The sequence below is a fragment of the Candidatus Endolissoclinum faulkneri L2 genome (genome assembly GCF_000319385.1).
GTDB classification, from domain to species: Bacteria; Pseudomonadota; Alphaproteobacteria; order Thalassobaculales; family Thalassobaculaceae; genus Thalassobaculum; species Thalassobaculum faulkneri.
Genome location: NC_019566.1, coordinates 1,085,896 through 1,103,742, shown reverse-complemented (window position 1 = coordinate 1,103,742; position 17,847 = coordinate 1,085,896). Strand labels below are relative to the sequence as shown.

At 36.7% G+C, this 17,847-nt stretch carries 11 protein-coding genes; 2 read left to right on the top strand and 9 right to left on the bottom strand.

All coding sequences use genetic code 11. The features are described 5' to 3' along the window. The first annotated feature begins 519 nt into the window (after positions 1-519). On the top strand, positions 520-2,742 hold the full coding sequence (gene purL, locus A1OE_RS03270) for a phosphoribosylformylglycinamidine synthase subunit PurL (RefSeq protein ID WP_015088882.1): 2,223 nt from the start codon (positions 520-522) through the stop codon (positions 2,740-2,742). Positions 2,743-3,046: 304 nt separating this feature from the next. Next, positions 3,047-3,412 (top strand): Grx4 family monothiol glutaredoxin, encoded by a 366-nt coding sequence (gene grxD, locus A1OE_RS03265; RefSeq protein ID WP_015088880.1) that lies wholly within the window; start codon positions 3,047-3,049, stop codon positions 3,410-3,412. 810 nt (positions 3,413-4,222) lie between these two features. Here the strand turns inward: grxD and lpxC are convergent. The 9 genes from lpxC to A1OE_RS03220 all read right to left on the bottom strand — a co-directional run bounded on the left by lpxC (position 4,223) and on the right by A1OE_RS03220 (position 17,595). Then, on the bottom strand, positions 4,223-5,134 hold the full coding sequence (gene lpxC / locus A1OE_RS03260) for a UDP-3-O-acyl-N-acetylglucosamine deacetylase (protein WP_015088879.1): 912 nt from the start codon (positions 5,132-5,134) through the stop codon (positions 4,223-4,225). A gap of 2,029 nt (positions 5,135-7,163) precedes the next feature. Further along, the gene (locus tag A1OE_RS03255; RefSeq protein ID WP_015088875.1) at positions 7,164-8,084 is read right to left on the bottom strand and encodes a D-alanine--D-alanine ligase; all 921 of its coding nucleotides are present in this window, start codon (positions 8,082-8,084) and stop codon (positions 7,164-7,166) included. Further along, a complete protein-coding gene (murB, locus tag A1OE_RS03250) occupies positions 8,081-9,001 on the bottom strand; it encodes a UDP-N-acetylmuramate dehydrogenase (protein WP_015088874.1) in 921 nt (306 codons plus the stop codon). The genes A1OE_RS03255 and murB overlap by 4 nt, the downstream gene beginning before the upstream one ends. A 124-nt stretch (positions 9,002-9,125) precedes the next feature. Next, positions 9,126-10,541 (bottom strand): UDP-N-acetylmuramate--L-alanine ligase, encoded by a 1,416-nt coding sequence (gene murC, locus A1OE_RS03245; protein ID WP_044283409.1) that lies wholly within the window; start codon positions 10,539-10,541, stop codon positions 9,126-9,128. A 64-nt stretch (positions 10,542-10,605) separates the two neighbouring features. Then, on the bottom strand, positions 10,606-11,709 hold the full coding sequence (murG, locus tag A1OE_RS03240) for an undecaprenyldiphospho-muramoylpentapeptide beta-N-acetylglucosaminyltransferase (protein WP_015088872.1): 1,104 nt from the start codon (positions 11,707-11,709) through the stop codon (positions 10,606-10,608). A gap of 539 nt (positions 11,710-12,248) precedes the next feature. Next, on the bottom strand, positions 12,249-13,625 hold the full coding sequence (gene murD / locus A1OE_RS03235; protein ID WP_015088870.1) for a UDP-N-acetylmuramoyl-L-alanine--D-glutamate ligase: 1,377 nt from the start codon (positions 13,623-13,625) through the stop codon (positions 12,249-12,251). After that, positions 13,625-14,710 carry a phospho-N-acetylmuramoyl-pentapeptide-transferase gene (gene mraY / locus A1OE_RS03230; protein ID WP_015088869.1) on the bottom strand — a complete coding sequence of 362 codons (1,086 nt, stop codon included), beginning with the start codon at positions 14,708-14,710 and terminating at the stop codon, positions 13,625-13,627. The genes murD and mraY overlap by 1 nt, the downstream gene beginning before the upstream one ends. Positions 14,711-14,740: 30 nt before the next feature. Next, a complete protein-coding gene (locus tag A1OE_RS03225) occupies positions 14,741-16,135 on the bottom strand; it encodes a UDP-N-acetylmuramoyl-tripeptide--D-alanyl-D-alanine ligase (protein ID WP_015088868.1) in 1,395 nt (464 codons plus the stop codon). Then, positions 16,132-17,595 carry a UDP-N-acetylmuramoyl-L-alanyl-D-glutamate--2,6-diaminopimelate ligase gene (locus A1OE_RS03220; RefSeq protein ID WP_015088867.1) on the bottom strand — a complete coding sequence of 488 codons (1,464 nt, stop codon included), beginning with the start codon at positions 17,593-17,595 and terminating at the stop codon, positions 16,132-16,134. Before A1OE_RS03220 ends, A1OE_RS03225 begins: the two co-directional genes overlap by 4 nt. Positions 17,596-17,847: the final 252 nt, after the last annotated feature.

Genomic DNA, 17,847 nt, shown 5'->3' with positions numbered 1-17,847 from the left:
CTATTAATAAATTCATTTTTTATTAATAGTGATGAACCATTGTATGTATTCGATAGGTTATTATGATCTAGGAGATACAAATTAAGCTGTTCTTGTTGGTCGCAGAGAAACTATAATTAAAGATTTTAATCGGTAAACGACGTTAATTTTTCTAGCTAATTACAGCCAGCTATTTTTTATACTCGGTATATTATCGGCTATTTTCGATAACAATTGAAGCTACAAATATTAAAAAAACTTTCAACTAAAGCTTTAACATCAGATTGATTAATCGAAAGCAGATAGATGCAGGAATGTTAATTTATGTATTTATATAACCTTAGTTAATTTTGTTTATTACATGTAGATTTATATTTAATTAACACTTATACTTAGCATAATAATCGATTTTATTTGATGTCTAATACGCCTTGACATTATCTAAGCTTTGTATATTTGTTTGCTTAAATCTAATATAGAATTTGCTTTGTAAAGATTGATTAATAATTCTTTTTTTCTATAATTTATGCGTCCAAGATGATGATTACAAATACTTTTATTACTGATAATTTGGTATCTGAGCACGGCTTGACACAGGAAGAGTATAAACTAATAATAAATATTCTTGGGAGAAATCCTAATTTAAATGAATTGGGCATATTTTCAGTTATGTGGTCAGAACATTGCTCCTACAAATCCTCTAAACGTTGGCTGAAAAACTTGGAAATAAAGTCTAGTCATGTCATTCAGGGGCCAGGAGAAAACGCTGGAGTTATCGACATTGGTGGTGGCATTGCGGTAGTTTTTAAGATTGAAAGCCATAATCATCCATCCTTTATCAACCCATACCAGGGAGCTGCTACCGGTGTTGGTGGCATTTTACGCGATATATTCACAATGGGCGCTCGACCAATAGCAAATCTAAACGCTTTGCGTTTTGGAGATCCAAAACATTCTAAAACCCGTCATTTGCTCTCAGGTGTAGTAGCTGGCATAGGGGATTATAGCAACTGCGTTGGTGTACCAACTATAGCTGGTGAAGTTAACTTTCACCCTGCTTACAATGATAATGTTTTGGTTAACACTATGACTGTAGGCATCACCTCAACTGAGCGGATTTTTTATTCAGCTGCTGCTGGCTTAGGTAACCCAGTGGTTTATGCAGGTGCTAAGACTGGTCGCGATGGTATTCATGGTGCTACTATGGCATCAAAGGAATTTGATAAGGATAGTGAGAATAAGCGACCTACAGTCCAAGTGGGCGACCCGTTTACTGAAAAACTCTTATTAGAAGCATGCTTGGAACTTATGGATAGAGATTGCATAATTGCCATCCAAGATATGGGCGCTGCTGGCCTTACCTCTGCTAGCATTGAAATGGCTGACAAGGGAAGCGTTGGTGTAGAACTTGACCTTGATCAAGTCCCAGTGCGCGAATTAGGAATGAGTACATATGAGATCATGCTCTCAGAGAGTCAGGAGCGTATGCTTATGATCATGCGTTGGGAAAGTGTGGATGAGGCGCAGGTAATATTCAAAAAATGGGACTTAGATTTTGCGATAATTGGCTCAGTAAATGATACTGGCCATCTAGTATTGAAAAAGGATGGCACTGTGCAATGCGATATTCCAATTAGACGATTGGTCGGAGAAGCACCAGAATATGATCGTGCGTACTTACCGATCGTCTCTTCTCCAGTGATTGCAGCTATCGACGTGCCCGCACCGCAGTTTTCCCTGGGAGAGGCTTTAGCTAGGTTAATGTCATGCCCAGACATGGCTAGTCGACGTTGGATATGGGAACAGTACGACCATTTAGTTATGGGCGATACTATAATCAAACCGGGAGAAGCTGATAGCGGCGTTATACGTATCCATAATACTCAGCGAGCTCTCGCCCTCACAGTTGATTGTACTCCGCGATATTGTTTAGCAGATCCGAAAATCGGTGGTGCCCAAGCAGTAGTAGAAACTTGGCGTAATATTATTGCAATTGGTGCTACCCCAATAGGAGTGACAAATAATTTAAATTTTGGTAATCCCCAAAATCCTACAATTATGGGTCAAATGGTAGGGTGTATAAACGGCATGAGAGAAGCTTGCCAAGCTTTGGATTATCCTATCGTATCAGGTAATGTCTCGCTTTATAATGAAACAAACGGTAATGCAATTTTGCCTACCCCAGTTGTTGGTGGTGTTGGCGTCATTGATAATTGTTCTAAAATTGTTACTTTAGCCCTAAGAACCGCTGGAGATACTCTTGTCGTTCTTGGCCAGCCCGCTAATCATAAGGACGGTTGGCTTGGCTCTTCAGTTTATTTGCGTGAACTGGAAGGTAGGGAAGAAGGCGCTCCCCCACCAATTGATTTTGTTGCTGAAAGGCGCACTGGTAATTTAGTCCGTAGTTTAATTGCTGAGGGTGTGGTAAGCGCTTGTCATGATGTTTCTGATGGTGGGTTATTAGTATCAATTGCTGAAATGGCGCTAGCCTTAAAGGTTTTTGGTGTTGATATAATTAAACCTGAAGACGCCTTGCTGCATGCTTGGTGCTTTGGTGAGGAGCAAGGTAGATATATTGTTGCTACTTCATATCCTATGAAAGTTATTGACGATGCCTTATCTGCTAGTGTTCCCTCAACTGTAGTTGGTATTGTTAATAAAACTGGTATATTGACACTTAATGGGATGATTATAATTTCTGTGGAAGAATTAAGCTATAGGTATGAAAAATGGATGCCAGCATACATGAGCTATAAAAATTGATTAGGCATGCTGAACGATAAGAAGAACTAAATAACCTGATAAACCTCTGCTTGTTTACACAAGCAGACATAAGCCTATCTCTTGATAGAGTTCAATTAAGAAAAGTTGTTTGGCTGACTATTAAGAATAAGGTCGAATGTATCGCGATAGTTTATTTTTTTGATATCGTTATCTTGCATGAAGAAAAGTTAGATGCATCATCAGTTTGACTGATGATTATAGATTAAAGAAGATTTTTTTGTTTATTATTCATACACAAAAATGAGATCATTTAATAATCTGAAAACTAAAAGGAATATTTAAAATGCTTGATGACTGTATGAAAAGAAAAATTAAGCAGGAAATTGCTAGTAGTGATGTCTTATTATTTATGAAAGGTAGTGCTGAATTTCCACAATGTGGTTTTTCTTCTATTGTCGTGCAAATATTGGGTAATCTTGGCATTAAATTTAAAAGTATTAACGTACTTAAAGATCAAATTATTCGTGAAGCTATTAAAGAGTATTCGCAATGGCCTACTATCCCCCAACTTTACGTAAAAGGTGAGTTCGTTGGTGGATCCGATATTGTGCGTGAGATGTTTGAATCTGGTGAATTGATTGAATTCTTTCACAATTGCGGCATTGATATTAATCTAAGGGAATCTATTGATTCGAACGATATAGTATAAATTAGATTGCTATTTTTAAAGCACATTTTAAGCGTTTTGTGATCAGGCACTATTTAAAAACATTTATTGTCAAAAAAAAAGAAATTTTTTGCACTTTATTGCCAAGATTTTACGTATTTAATCATTAGATTAATATATTGAATATGATAAAATCAAACTAGTTTTATAACACAATCTATCAATGGTATACGTCAAAAAGTTCATAAAATAATGTTTATCTTAATTATGGTAGATTACAACAAAACTCATGAGTTTGTATAGTCTAGTTAGACAAACTTTTTGCTAATTACTGTCGTAATATAATATTTTGATCCGCAAGCAAAAACTGCTTTAGAACTAGTAAGAAAACTTCTTCGGTTATCTGATAGGAGTTGCTTTATTAGTTATTTTTCTTTTATTGTTATAGATAGTATTTAATCAAATCTTGTGCTTAAACTGAGCATGGCGGACTATAATCAAGTGTTTATTAAGATTGCTTGAAAGATGAGGACAATTTAAGCCCTATCTTCAGAAAGAATTTATAGTCTAATTTATTAAAACAATCTCTTAATAGTCTATAAGGATTGATTAATTTTTAGTTTGTATAATATAATAATTTTAAATTTAACTGTTACTAGGCTGTTTTAAAAAATGGTATAGTTTAAATATAATACCTTATACTTTGTATAATGGATTATGGAGTAATTTGCCGGTATTCCATAGCCAAATTAAAACTTATTAGAGATATTAATTTGATTTTGCTAAAGGCTCTTTTTAGGAAGCTATTATTTAAATAATAGGGCAGTGAATTTATTGTGTTGCTAAAAGCAGTTATTCGATAACACGACTATGCGCATAGTCAACAATCGCGTATGCGCTTGGATCAGCGAAAAGTGCTCGTAGAGCAGCGTTGTTTATCTGGTGACCTGCTTTTACTGCGTTTACACGCCCAATTAATGGGGCAACAGCAAGATATAAATCACCTACGCAATCTAGTACTTTATGACGCACGAATTCATCTTTAAAACGCAGACCATCATGGTTTAATACTTTATCACCGTCAACTACGATAGCATTATCTAAGCTTCCACCCCGAGCTAATCCGTTAGCTTGTAAGTATTCTACTTCTTCTAGTAATCCAAAAGTGCGCGCTTGTGCGATCTCATCTCGGAATGTACTGTTTACCATCTCTATTCCCCATACAGTACGACCAATCGCTTTACTTGCAAAATCAATCTCAAAATCGATTGCATAGCAATTAGCAGGGCTTAACGTTACTCTTTTATCATCCATGTCAACAGTAATCGGTTTGCGGATCTCAATGACTTGACGAGGTGCATCTTGCTCGACGATACCAGCAGAATCAATCATGCAAACAAAAGGCTCAGAAGATCCGTCCATGATAGCTAGTTCGGTACAATCAACTTCAACTAAAGCATTGTTAATCTCACAACCAGCAAAGGCAGCCATTAAATGTTCAATCGTGCCAACGCATATATTGTCTTCATTGGCGATGACTGTACAAAGTTTTGTATCAACTACGTTATCGTATCTTGCTGATATTAGTTGGTTACAGTCGTTGATATCGGTGCGATGGAAGACTATTCCATGATTTATTGGAGCTGGACAAAGTTTCATAGTAACATATTTGCCTGAGTGCAGTCCTACTCCGCTGCAGGCAATGGATTGCTTAAGAGTTTTTTGGCGAAACGCTGTCTCATATTTTGAAAATCGTGTCGCCATTGTCACTCCCAATATCAATTATTTTGTGTTTATGGTATATCTTCACATGAAGCAGAGCAAAAACTATAATGGATAAAATACATTTCACTAAAGATGATAAATTCATTTTTTGTTATAAATTATTAATAAAAATTATGTTGATTACCGATAGAATGTATAAAAAATATTTACTTAATTTATCGAGTTAAATAAGTTTGCTTGCATCACATATTTTTTTATTTTTGGTATAATTATACAAAAATAGAATTTGATTGAGTTAAGTAGTGCCTGATAGTTATAGTTAAATAACTTTATTATTCTTGCTAATAGGCAATTCTTTGTGTTAATTTAAGATCAATATTAATCAGTGGAGATAAGTTAATCATAATTAATTTGATAAAACTTTAGCTCCAAATCTTTGATTAAGTGGTTTAGTAGATCATTAAGAATTTTTTCTTATATAAGAAAATATTTACGGCGAGCGCATTAATAAGTTAGATTGTTTTAAGTAGTGATTAGATAAGATCTAAAATAGCAGTCAAAATTTTAGTTAACAAGAGATTACTAGGAGAAAAATATACAAAACTTATTTATATATCAAATATTATATAATATAATTTGATCAAAGTTAAATAAGATTTTTGTGATTTTTATTCCCACAAATAATAAGCTTATTGCTTTATTCTATGGGATAAGCATAGTTTTTAAAAACAAGTAAATCTTTACTCAATCATTTGGGAAAGTAATCTATTACTAGTAGTATTTACTCTATCGATTTTTTATATAATAAAAATAATAAACATAAAACATTATTAATGTAACAATGTTTACCTTTGATGGTCTAGTATGAAGATTGATTTAAGCAAATCGGGTATTTTTATAAATATTTATTTCTTTAAAGTATGATGGTTTATTAATTAACTATAATAATAAGGCCACAAAATTAATAACATTCACGATTTATTATAATAAAATATTTATTAGTCTAATAACGGTAGTAAAGTACATTTATTATTTAATAATATTTCTGTAATTGTTACTATTCAATTCATTTAACTATAAAAGTAAAGTAAATTGATATTACATTAAATGTAATATTCTTTAATTTATTTTAATTAAACAATTTTGTTTTTTTAATAAAAAATATTATATATATGCGTATAGTCTGTTAAAATAGCATAAGAAAATTACAACAAATTTCTTGGGATATTTATTTGCTAAGATTTTATCACTAAAAACGCAAGAATAAAATCTTATCCTAAAATAGAAAAACTACACTTTGAGTCAGATGATTTTTTTTAGCTACTTTTAACTAATAATTATTTTTATAACAAAAATAATTATTAGTTAAAATACAAAGTCAGATGTTAAATTTCAGTTTTTATAAATTTTTTTTTAAAAATCTCATAAATCATGTGTACTAATCTTATTAGTATTTAATATTGAAAATAAAAGAATATAATATTGCGTGTATATGCAATACTGCAGAGTAAATGACCCTAATTTACGTGAATAGTTTATCAATTTTATATGTATAACAGAAAATTATGAAATATATCTTTAAGTATTATAATATTTACATTCTTAACATGCTATTATAGGTAATAATATATAAATTAAACTATTTTTTAATGCTTCGAATTTCTTAAAGAAAAACAACTTATTTTAGCATCATACTCGGATTGATGTATAAAATTACTTAGTATATTGTAATAAGCATTACTCTCATGCGTATTTTTACCCAAAGTAACCTATTACTTTGGGTGTTTTGTAGGAGTGATATCTAGTAGATATGCCCATTATTCTTAATAAAATTACTATATTATTTTATAGCCAAAGCGAATACTAACAATATCAATAAATTATTGCTAATCACTTTTTTCAAGTGTAATAGCCTGGCATAATACTCTAATTTATTATCCTCTCTAGGAGGATAATAATCCGAACTAATTAATTAAAAATAATAATGGGTGAATAAGTCATAAAAATATTCATTGTGAATTGTTTGTAAGTTTGTAACGTGATATATATTAATTAACAGATCTTCTTATTAATAGTCACATTGGGCGTTACTTACCATGCGGGTGACTATTTCTGTAAAAGATATTCCACGAAAAGCTGCTTGCTCTGCTAGAAGTGACGTTGGTGTCATGCCTGGTTGTGTGTTTAATTCTAGAAGGTACAAGGTACCAGAATTTGATTTAGTGTCGTCATAACGAAAATCGCATCGGCTAATGCCACGGCAGCCAATCGCCTCGTGTGCTTGGAGAGCCATACTGATTGCTTCATTACGAATTGACAAAGGTATTTGAGCTGGTATAACATGGCGAGATTCTTTTTTAACATATTTAGCTTCATAATCGTAAAACATATTCGAGGAGATTATTTCAGTAATTTCTAGCGGATTACCGTCAAAAATAGCGACAGTTAACTCACGGCCTTCAATAAATTCTTCTACTAAAACTTGATTACCGAAATTCCATTCACTCCAGATTGGTTGGTGATCATCGCCTTTTTTAATAACACAAATACCGACACTGGAACCTTGGTTAACCGGTTTTATTACATAGGGAGGTTCTATCGGTTGCCTAGTTTTAAAAGAAATAGGTGTAACTACTTTACCAATAGGACAACGTAACCCTCTACTAAAAAATATATTTTTTGCTATTGCCTTATTCATTGCTATAGCGGAAGCAAGTACGCCAGAGTGAGTGTATGGGATGCCCAATATGTTTAGTAAGCCTTGAATTGTACCATCTTCGCCAACTGGCCCATGCAAAGCGTTAAAGCACACATTTGGTTGTATTGCTTTTAGTTTAGAAGCTATGTTACAATCGATGTCAATTTCACTTACCTGAAATCCTGTTTGGCGTAGGGCCTTAGCACATTCTCGAGCAGACGATAAAGATACTGCTCCCTCTGGAGAAGAGCTATTTCTTAGAACAGCTATGTGATTATTTGCATGACTCATGTTTCTTCCCTTACATTTACTATTTTACCGATTCTGTGAATTTCCCAATCTAGTTCAAAACCGCTAGTTTCTTTAACCCGAAAACGAACTTCTTCCCCCAGACGTTCGATATCATCTGAGGTAGCGTTTCCAATATTAAGCAAAAAATTACAGTGTAATTCTGATACCATGGCGTTGCCTATGCGTAAACCGCAGCAGCCAGCTTTATTAATCAAATTCCACGCTTTATCCCCTGATGGATTAGTAAAGGTAGAACCGCATGTGCGTGCGTGGTATGGCTGAGTACTGTTACGCACACTTTGAATTTTGCGCATCCTTTTAGCAATATTTTTTGCTTCCACCCCGGGCTTTGCCTGAAAAGTTGCTTGTATGACAATCCAATCCACTGGTAACTTGCTGTTACGATATGAAAAGCCCATATCTTCAGAAGAAATAATATAAACATTGCCAACAGGATCTAAGACTTGTGCTGATATTAATGCATCGCATACTTCTTTACCATAAGCGCCAGCATTCATTCGCAGTGCACCACCTATAGATCCGGGAATGCCTGATAAGAATTCTAATCCACCCAATCCAGCTTTTTGTGCTTTAGCAGCGACTGTCACATCTAAAGCGCCTGCTCCAGCGATTATCTTGTCGTCATTAATTGTTATCTTGGCAAATGGTTTGCGTAAACGAATTACTACACCGTCTAATCCGCCGGAACGAACCAATAGATTAGAACCGAGTCCAATCACTGTTACTGGCACGCCATTGGGCTTATTAGCAAGAAAACAGATCAAATCTTTTTCATCAGCAGGATAGTATAAAACTTCGGCGGGGCCGCCAACCTTAAACCATGTTAATGGTGCGAGCGAAGTGTCCCCATAATATTGGCCGCGTACTTTAGGCAGTTGATCGATAAGTTTATTCATTGCTACTTACAGTAGTGGTTTAATCGAATGTAATTACTTTATAATAAATTTGCCAGATAAGCTAGGTAATTAATATAGCATTAGATTACTATATTATACTGTGTTGATTCATTATTAGGATAGATCATTTGCTGATAATGCGATCAATTTGAGCTGGTAAGTTATGGGCCCATTCAGTAATGCTACCAGCCCCAAGACAAATTACTATATCACCTTTCTCGCAAAAATTAACCACCATACCAGCAAGTTCTATGGGATTGATTAAGGGCATTACCTTCTGCTGGCCATGTGCTCGTAAGCCAGATACCAGAGCATCTCGACTAATGCCTGTTATACTTGTTTCGCCCGCAGCATAAACCTCAGAGACAATTACAAGGTCAGCTGCCCTAAAACAACAACAGAAATCTTCAAATAGGTCACGTAAACGAGTATAGCGATGTGGTTGTACGACTGCGACGATCTGATTTTCTCTAGTTATCTCCCGAATAGCAGATAACAAAGCAGCAATTTCTGCTGGATGGTGCGCATAATCGTCAATCACTTTTATGCCACCAGATTCACCTATTTTGGTGAATCTACGTTGCACACCCGTGAATTTTTTCAATGCGTTGCGCACTTGATTGTCATCAATGCCAAGATTAGTAGCTACAGCAATAGAAGCTAGTGCATTTTGGACGTTATGTCGGCCGTACATTGGAAAAAATATGTTATCTATGCTCCTTGTTTTTTTGCGCATACGATCGGTAATTATTGCGGTAAAGTTTACTCCCTTTGAGATTGTATTCACATCAATGGCGCGAATATCTGCCTGCGTATTAAATCCATAAGTAATGATCCTTCTATCTAATACTCGTGGAATTATACTCTCAACTGTTTGATTGTCTAGGCAGAGTACAGCGAAGCCATAGAATGATATATTTCGCACAAAAATTTCAAATGCTTGCTTTAGGTTATCTAAGGAACCGTGGAAGTCTAGGTGTTCATGGTCAATATTGGTTACTATTGCAATTGTCGCTTGTAGTTTCGTAAAACTACCATCGCTTTCGTCGCTCTCTATTACCATCCATTCGCTCTTTCCAAGGTGAGCGTTGCTTCCATAATCATTTATAATACCCCCATTAATTATCGTAGGGTCAATTTTACCGCTATTTAATACTGCTGAAACTATAGAGGTTGTCGTCGTCTTGCCATGAGTTCCAGAGACGACGATAGATCTCTTTAGGCGCATTAGTTCCTTTAGCATATCCGTGCGATGTACCACTGGTGTTATTCTTTCACGAGCTGCAATCAACTCTGGATTATCCATCTTGATAGCGCTGGAAATAACCACAACGGAAGCCTTAATTATATTATTTCCAGAATGTCCTATAAATATCCTAATGCCAAGTTGCTCAAGTCGCTTTGTATTGATATTTTGGGCAATATCACTGCCTTGCACATGATAATTAAGGCTATGCAGGATTTCAGCGATACTGCTCATGCCTATCCCCCCAATACCGATGAAATGTATAATGCCTATTGTAAAGGGGATAATGCTCATGCGATGATGTTTTGTTAATATACTGGATGCTGATGATTGTCTTGGTATTGATTTTGCCGCATTCTTAGCTAAGATCTCGCAATAGATAAATAGTGTTTGCAAGATCCTCCACTGCGTTTGGTCGGCCATAAGCGCGAGCAGCAGAAGTCATATAGGATAACCGTTTAGTGTTACTAAACAAATCTGTGAGTAATTTAGCGAGATATGCTGGCGTAAGATTAGCTTGAGGTAAAAGTATACCACCTTCTGCTGCTTCTATAGCGCGAGCATTGGCTGTTTGATGATCATCAACTGCGTTAGGGTATGGTACTAACAGCGCTGGTCGACCAACGACTGTATTTTCTGCTAATGTGGAAGCACCAGAGCGACAAATCATTAAGTGTGCTGCGCGAAGACGCTCTGGCATATCATTGAAGAATTGTCTTACATCGGCATCAATACCTATCGCACGATAAGCAGCTATTATTTGCTTAATCTCGTTTAACCTAGCCTGTTGAGCTATGTGTAATCGAGAGCTAATTCGCTTTGGTATCAGAGCAATGGCAGCTGGAATCAGTGTAGCAAAGAAGCTAGCACCTTGGCTACCTCCAGTTACTAGAATTTTGCATGGGCCATCTGGTGTTAGCGGTGGCGGATCTATTGTCCGCATAGCTTTAATCTCTGCACGTACTGGATTGCCAACTAGTATAATCTTATATTGATCTTGTTTGTGAATTTTTTCGATTTGCTCAAAACTAGTAGCTATAATTGAAGCTTTTTTAGCTAATAGCTGATTACTTCTGCCAGCTACGGCGTTTTGTTCGTGAAGAATAATAGGAATACCGCGGCAACTTGCTGCAAGTACTGTCGGTACACAGGCATATCCTCCAAAGCTAAATAGTGCGGTAGGATTTAATTCATCTATTAACCGACAAGCATCTAAATATCCAAAAAGGAGTTTAGTTACACCTTTAATTTTTTGAATAATGCTGAGTTTGGCAATGCCGTATGCTCTGATCTTATACACCTCAATATTAGCAAATGATTCTTTGAAATAGTAGCCACGAGTGTCAGTGATTAAGACTACTCGGTAACCGCTTGCAACTAATAATTCAGCCAAGGCCTTGGTTGGATAGATATGCCCAGCAGTGCCTCCAGAAGCTAATACAATAGTACGCCTGTCGATCACGCTATTATTTCCTAGCCTTTGCTAAAATAGCATTTATCAGATAGTGTGTCATGATAATAACCAAGGAAAGAATTTGTATCATTGTTCTACGGCCGACAGAGTATACCTAATTGTAATTATCTTTCATAATTTATGATATTTTAAGATTAATTTATTTTATTTTTGTTTGAGATTAAAGGTTCTCTCATTATTCAGAATAATAAGCACAAAAGGTTATTTTACAAATAGAAAAATAAACTTGTTGCATGTAACTATTGGTTATAAAATCATAAGAATGAAAATTTATACTAGAATACCAAACTATTCCTTTGCTTAAAGGAAGCAATGAAAGGATATATTACAATAGGTAAAAATGGCTATTATACATGGCCCAATTATTTAACAAATGACTGACTGTATAAAATAAAGTTTCAAAAAAAATAATACCAATTTGCATAGGTTTTTTGTTAAGGTAAACAAGAGCTATAGTAGCTAACGTAATTTTTACGGAAGTTATCTAATAAGTATTGACTTACAATAATAACCAGATGACCTCATAGTCAGGAAGTGAGTGTGTGGACTAACGCTTTAAATTGCGCACCGCGAACTTCAAAATTAGGGAACTGATCGAAGCTAGCTGCAGCTGGTGATAGCAGTACCGTCGCACCCACAATATTATCTTCCAATGCTTCGGCATGTGCTTGGCGTATTGCTCTTTCAAGTGTATATGATAACACAGTAAGGCAACCGTTACCGATTTGGTGTAAGAAAGCACAAGCACTTTCGCCAATCAGATATGCACGCTTAATTCGATTAAACCAAGGTGCTAGTTGCTCAATACCACCCTCTTTAGCGCATCCACCTACAATCCAATAAATTGTATTGTAGTAACTAAGAGCCTGTGCTGTAGCAGCAGCATTGGTTGCTTTGCTATCATTTACATAAGCGACATTGTCATACACCGCAACTAATTCTAAACGATGTGCTAATCCTGCAAACGAAGTAATGCCTTTTGCTATTACTTCACGACTAAAGCCGAGGGCCAAGCAAGCGGCAGCTGCGGCTGCGGCGTTTTGTTTATTATGTGCACCGGGTAAAGATTGAACACAGTTAAGATCAAATATTTTGTGTGATTGGTTTGATCGCGCATCAATTAGAAAGCCTTGATCAACATAAATACCACCAAGAATCTGTCGCTTCTGAGAGACCTCGATTAAATTATTCCCATTTTGGCGCAATGCATTAGCAACTATAGTAGAGGGTTCATCATCGACAACTACTATAGCTGTACTATTGCCGTGCTGGTTAGCAAATATTCGTTTTTTAGCTTCAACATAGCCAGCCAAATTACCGTGCCTTTCTATGTGATCAATACTTATATTAAGCCATACCGCTATAGTTGGTGCAATTGATGGGGTAAGTTCAAGCTGGTATGAACTTAGTTCTAGTACTAGTATTCCCTCGTGACCTGGGTCATTCAAATTTAATACAGGACGTCCTATATTGCCGCCAATTTCAACTCTTAATCCAATTGAGCCTAATAGGTGGCCGATTAGGGCAGTAGTGGTAGATTTGCCGTTGGTGCCCGTGATAACTACACTTTTGCGATTAGGGAGAGCACGCAGCATTAATTCGATGTCACCTATGACGGGTAAACCTCTTCTCTTGGCTTCTGCAGCTACTGGATGTGGTTTTGGGTAGGTATGCGGGATGCCAGGGGAAAGAATTAAAGCATCGACTTTGTCAAGTCCTCGGATGGCTAGATTTTCTAATTTCACACCTTCTATACCACTAACGTGATTGCGAGCATTATCTACATTATCCCAAGCTAAAACATCAGCACCGGCTTCTGCTAATGCTCGAGCTGCTAGCATTCCAGATATTCCAAGTCCCATGACAGCGTAGCGTTTATTTTTTGCGAAATCTAATTTTATCATTACGTCAAACTAAAATTTAATGTAGATAAACCAATCAAAGCTAAAACAATTGCGATAATCCAAAATCGGATCACTATAGTTGATTCTTGCCAGCCTTTTTTTTCAAAGTGATGATGTAAAGGGGACATTCGGAAGATGCGTTTGCCTGTTAGTTTGAAAGAAGCGACTTGCATGACAACTGAAATTGTTTCCATTATGAATAGACCACCAACGATAGCTAGCATCAATTCTTGCTTAGTGATGATACTTATTGCTCCAAGCGTTGCTCCTAACGATAATGATCCAGTGTCGCCCATGAATACTGTAGCTGGCGGAGCATTAAACCAAAGAAAACCTAAGCATGCTCCAATCAGCGCACCGCAGACAATTGTCATTTCCCCAGTATTTGGTAAGTGGTAAATATGCAGATGGCTTGCGAGTGATGTATTACTAGCAATATAAGATATCAACGCAAATACACTAGCAATGATAATTATTGGCATGATAGCTAACCCGTCAAGACCGTCGGTTAGATTTACTGCGTTTGCAGTACCGATCATCGTAAAAATAGCAAATGGAATAAAAAACCAGTCTAGATTGAATAAAATATTATTAAATAATGGTACAATTATACCAAAGGCTATTGTTCTTTCAACGGTAGAAATGATAGCTAATGTTGCTACTGTAGCAACAATGAATTGGCATGCCAACTTCAACTTAATTTTTAATCCTTTGATGTTTTTTCTATTTATCTTTAGCCAATCGTCGAAGAATCCAATTATGCCGAAGCTAATGTTAATAAATAAAGTAGTCCAAACATACACATTCGACGGCTTTGCCCATAATACAGTGGAGATTATTAGTGCACTTAAAATGACTAATCCGCCCATAGTAGGCGTACCCTTTTTAGTTATAGGGTGGCTTTCTGGACCATCATTACGAATTGGCTGACCATTCACTTGATTACTTTTTAAGTAATGTATTGCTTTTGGCCCAAAAACAAAAGAAATAAATAATGCCGTTAGCAGTGCTGCACTAAAGCGAAAACTTAAAGAGCTTAATATACTAATAACAGGAAGCTTATTAGCAATAAAGTCGTAGATCATCTTGATATTATTATTTTAATTCACGCATTTCTATAGAATATTCCTTTTCTTTTCAAGAGCGGATACAATTTTTTGCATTCCCATAGCAAAAGCTCCTTTTACCAGGACGACATCTCCATCCGTTACGTTATTTACGACTGATTCTACAAGTGCATTGGCTGTTTTGGTCCACAAAGTTATACGGTCTCGACCCAAGGCTTCACGTAAATGAGACATTCCATCTCCGCATAAGTAGATTAATTCTGGTTTTATATCATCAATAGTATTTTTTAAGTTAGCATGTGCAATCGAGGTTATGTTGCCTAGCTCTAGCATATCCCCTAGTACTACAATTTTACGCTTTCCCCGGGTTGCGGCAAATACAGACAATGCTGCTCGCATACTTTTAGGACTAGCACTGTAGCTTTCGTCGATCAATAAAGCAATACCATTGTCTATGGTAGTAATCATTACTTGATTACCTCGACCACGTAAGGGTGAAAATACAGATAATTGTTTGAGTAATGGTATAATTGAAAGACCTAGGGCATGAAGGACGGCAATAACTCCAAGGCTATTCAACCCCCAGTGAAGACCGATACAACCAACTGTCCAGCTAATTTCTTTACCTGCCACGCTAGCAATTACTTTTGTGCCATCGCTGAAAGGTTCAATTTTGATACCACGTATATCGCAGGCTGCACCACGCCCAAAGGTAGCGATTTGATCTATGCATAGCGCTTGAGCTCTTTTGCGTAATCTTACAAAGCTACTGTTATCAGCATTCAAGACAGCAATTCCACCAGGCAGAAGGCCTTCCATGATTTCAGCTTTGGAGTCAGCAATATCCTCGATGCTATTAAAAAATTCGGTATGTACGAGCTCAACATTAGTTATTATAGTAACATGCGGTGCTATCATTTGGGCTAGCGGTCTAATTTCGTTGGAATGGTTCATACCAAGCTCAAACACTGCAAAATCGCAATCTGCTGGCAAGCTAGCCAACGACATTGGTGCGCCTATATGATTGTTTAAGTTACCAACGCTAGCTATGGTTTTTCCATCTGCGCCAAGGGTCCTGGCAAGCATTTCCTTGGTCCCAGTTTTACCGACACTGCCGGTTACAGCTACTATCCGCGCATTAGAACGTGCTCGAGCAAAATGTGCTAAATCTTTCAGCGCTTTTAAGACATCCTTTACTATAAGCAAAGGCGCGTTATCTAGGCCATTTGGTATGTGTGAGACTAGAGCAGCAGAAGCACCTAAATTCAGGGCAGAGATGACAAATTGATGCCCGTCGACACGTTTCCCTGGTAGTGCGATAAAAATATCACCTGTTTTAATTTTACGACTATCGATGCTTATTCCATAAGCGGACCAATTGTCTCCGACTATCTGACCTTTGGTCGCTTCAACAGCGGCGGTACGTGTCCATAGAGCGGTCATCTTGAATACTTTATTGCAGTAATCGCTTCACGAACAATGCATGAGTCGTTTAATGGATATTTCATCTCGTTAATTTCCTGTACATTCTCATGACCCTTTCCAGCTATTATTAGTATGTCCCCAGTATCTAGTTTGGCAATAGTTTCATATATTGCAGTACGTCGGTCAGAGATTTCTATGCCATTTTTGCAACTTGCAAGAATGGTGGCTCGAATCTTGGCCGGGTTCTCGGAGCGAGGATTGTCATCAGTAATGATTGCTCGGTCAGCGTATTCGCCAGCAGTAGCACCTATCATTGATCGTTTACCAGGATCACGATCGCCGCCGCAGCCAAGTATGCACCAGAGTTTCCCATTCGTATGAGGACGAACTGCTTGCAGAACCGATTTCAGAGCATGTGAAGTATGAGCGTAATCAACATAAATTGCAGCTTCATTTTCTAGTACTGCTACTCGCTCTAAGCGCCCGCGTACGCTGGTTAACAAAGGCAAAGCTTCTAAAGCCAGTCGTATGGGTGTACCACTACTTATCGCTAAACCTAAAGCACATAGAACATTCCAAGCTTGGAAATTACCAATTAGGGTTAATTTGACCAGATAGTAATTTCCATCGATAGTAATCTCTAGCTCTTGGCCGTTCGGTTGTATCCTTTGGCTAATAATACGCAGTCTAGCACTCGAATGCATTCCGTAAGATACAATCTGGTGTTGATTACGTTTTGCTACCGTATAGAAATTATTAAATTCTGGCGAATCAATGTTTATCACAGCAGTTCCGCCCGAGAGCATTACTCTTTCAAATAAGCCAAGCTTAGCTCTGCGATAATTGTCAATATTGATATGATAGTCGAAATGATCACGCGTTAGGTTAGTAAAAGCAGCAGTCCTAATATGCACACCGTCAAGCCTAAACTGGTCTAGTCCATGACTAGAAGCTTCTAAAACAGAATGATTAATATTTGCTTGAGCGAGGTTGTGTAGTATTTTGTGAATTTCTACCGCGTCTGGAGTTGTTAAGTTTGAATTGGTAATGATGTTTTCTACAGTGGTTCCTAAGGTGCCAATTGATGAAGCCAAATATCCGGCACTATGCCATATTTGTCTGGTAAAATCAGCTACTGAGGTTTTTCCGTTGGTGCCAGTTACAGCGACGCATGTTTTCGGCTGCTTGCTGTAAAAGCGGGCAGCCATTAAAGCCAGTTGGCGGCGAGGATTCTTGTCACGTACTATTCCAACAGCACATTCAATAATATTTGGTGTTGTTAAGACAATTATTGCACCGTTAGCGATAGCTTCAAGTATATAGTTGCGGCCATCTAATCTAGAGCCGGGGAGGGCAGCAAATAAAAATCCTGGTTGTATCTTACGGCTATCTGCTGTTAGTCCGAGTATTTCTGGATCTTCCGAAACCAGTGTCATGGATGATAAATCTTGATAATTAATAAGAGCAGAAAGACGCAAGACTCTAACTTCAGTATTTCGCTAAACTGATTCGCATAATATATAAGGTTAAAATTTAATCACATTCTATTGTTCAATAGAGATTTATCGTAAAAATATACAAATTGTTTTGTGCAATGATATTGCCCGCGTATTACACTATGTTTACTATAAATTATAGTGCTCTAGCTTTTTATTTAGTATTTCTTAGTTGCTTTATTAAAAAAGCAATATGGTAAAGATGATGGTATCTATAATGTTTGTAGCAGGTTT

Bases quoted from the DNA above. Each gene is read 5' to 3' on its own strand.
- purL (WP_015088882.1), top strand. From the start codon at position 520: ATGATTACAAATACTTTTATTACTGATAATTTGGTATCTGAGCACGGC.
- grxD (WP_015088880.1), top strand. From the start codon at position 3,047: ATGCTTGATGACTGTATGAAAAGAAAAATTAAGCAGGAAATTGCTAGT.
- lpxC (WP_015088879.1), bottom strand. From the start codon at position 5,134: ATGGCGACACGATTTTCAAAATATGAGACAGCGTTTCGCCAAAAAACT.
- A1OE_RS03255 (WP_015088875.1), bottom strand. From the start codon at position 8,084: ATGAGTCATGCAAATAATCACATAGCTGTTCTAAGAAATAGCTCTTCT.
- murB (WP_015088874.1), bottom strand. From the start codon at position 9,001: ATGAATAAACTTATCGATCAACTGCCTAAAGTACGCGGCCAATATTAT.
- murC (WP_044283409.1), bottom strand. From the start codon at position 10,541: ATGAGCATTATCCCCTTTACAATAGGCATTATACATTTCATCGGTATT.
- murD (WP_015088870.1), bottom strand. From the start codon at position 13,625: ATGATAAAATTAGATTTCGCAAAAAATAAACGCTACGCTGTCATGGGA.
- mraY (WP_015088869.1), bottom strand. From the start codon at position 14,710: ATGATCTACGACTTTATTGCTAATAAGCTTCCTGTTATTAGTATATTA.
- A1OE_RS03225 (WP_015088868.1), bottom strand. From the start codon at position 16,135: ATGACCGCTCTATGGACACGTACCGCCGCTGTTGAAGCGACCAAAGGT.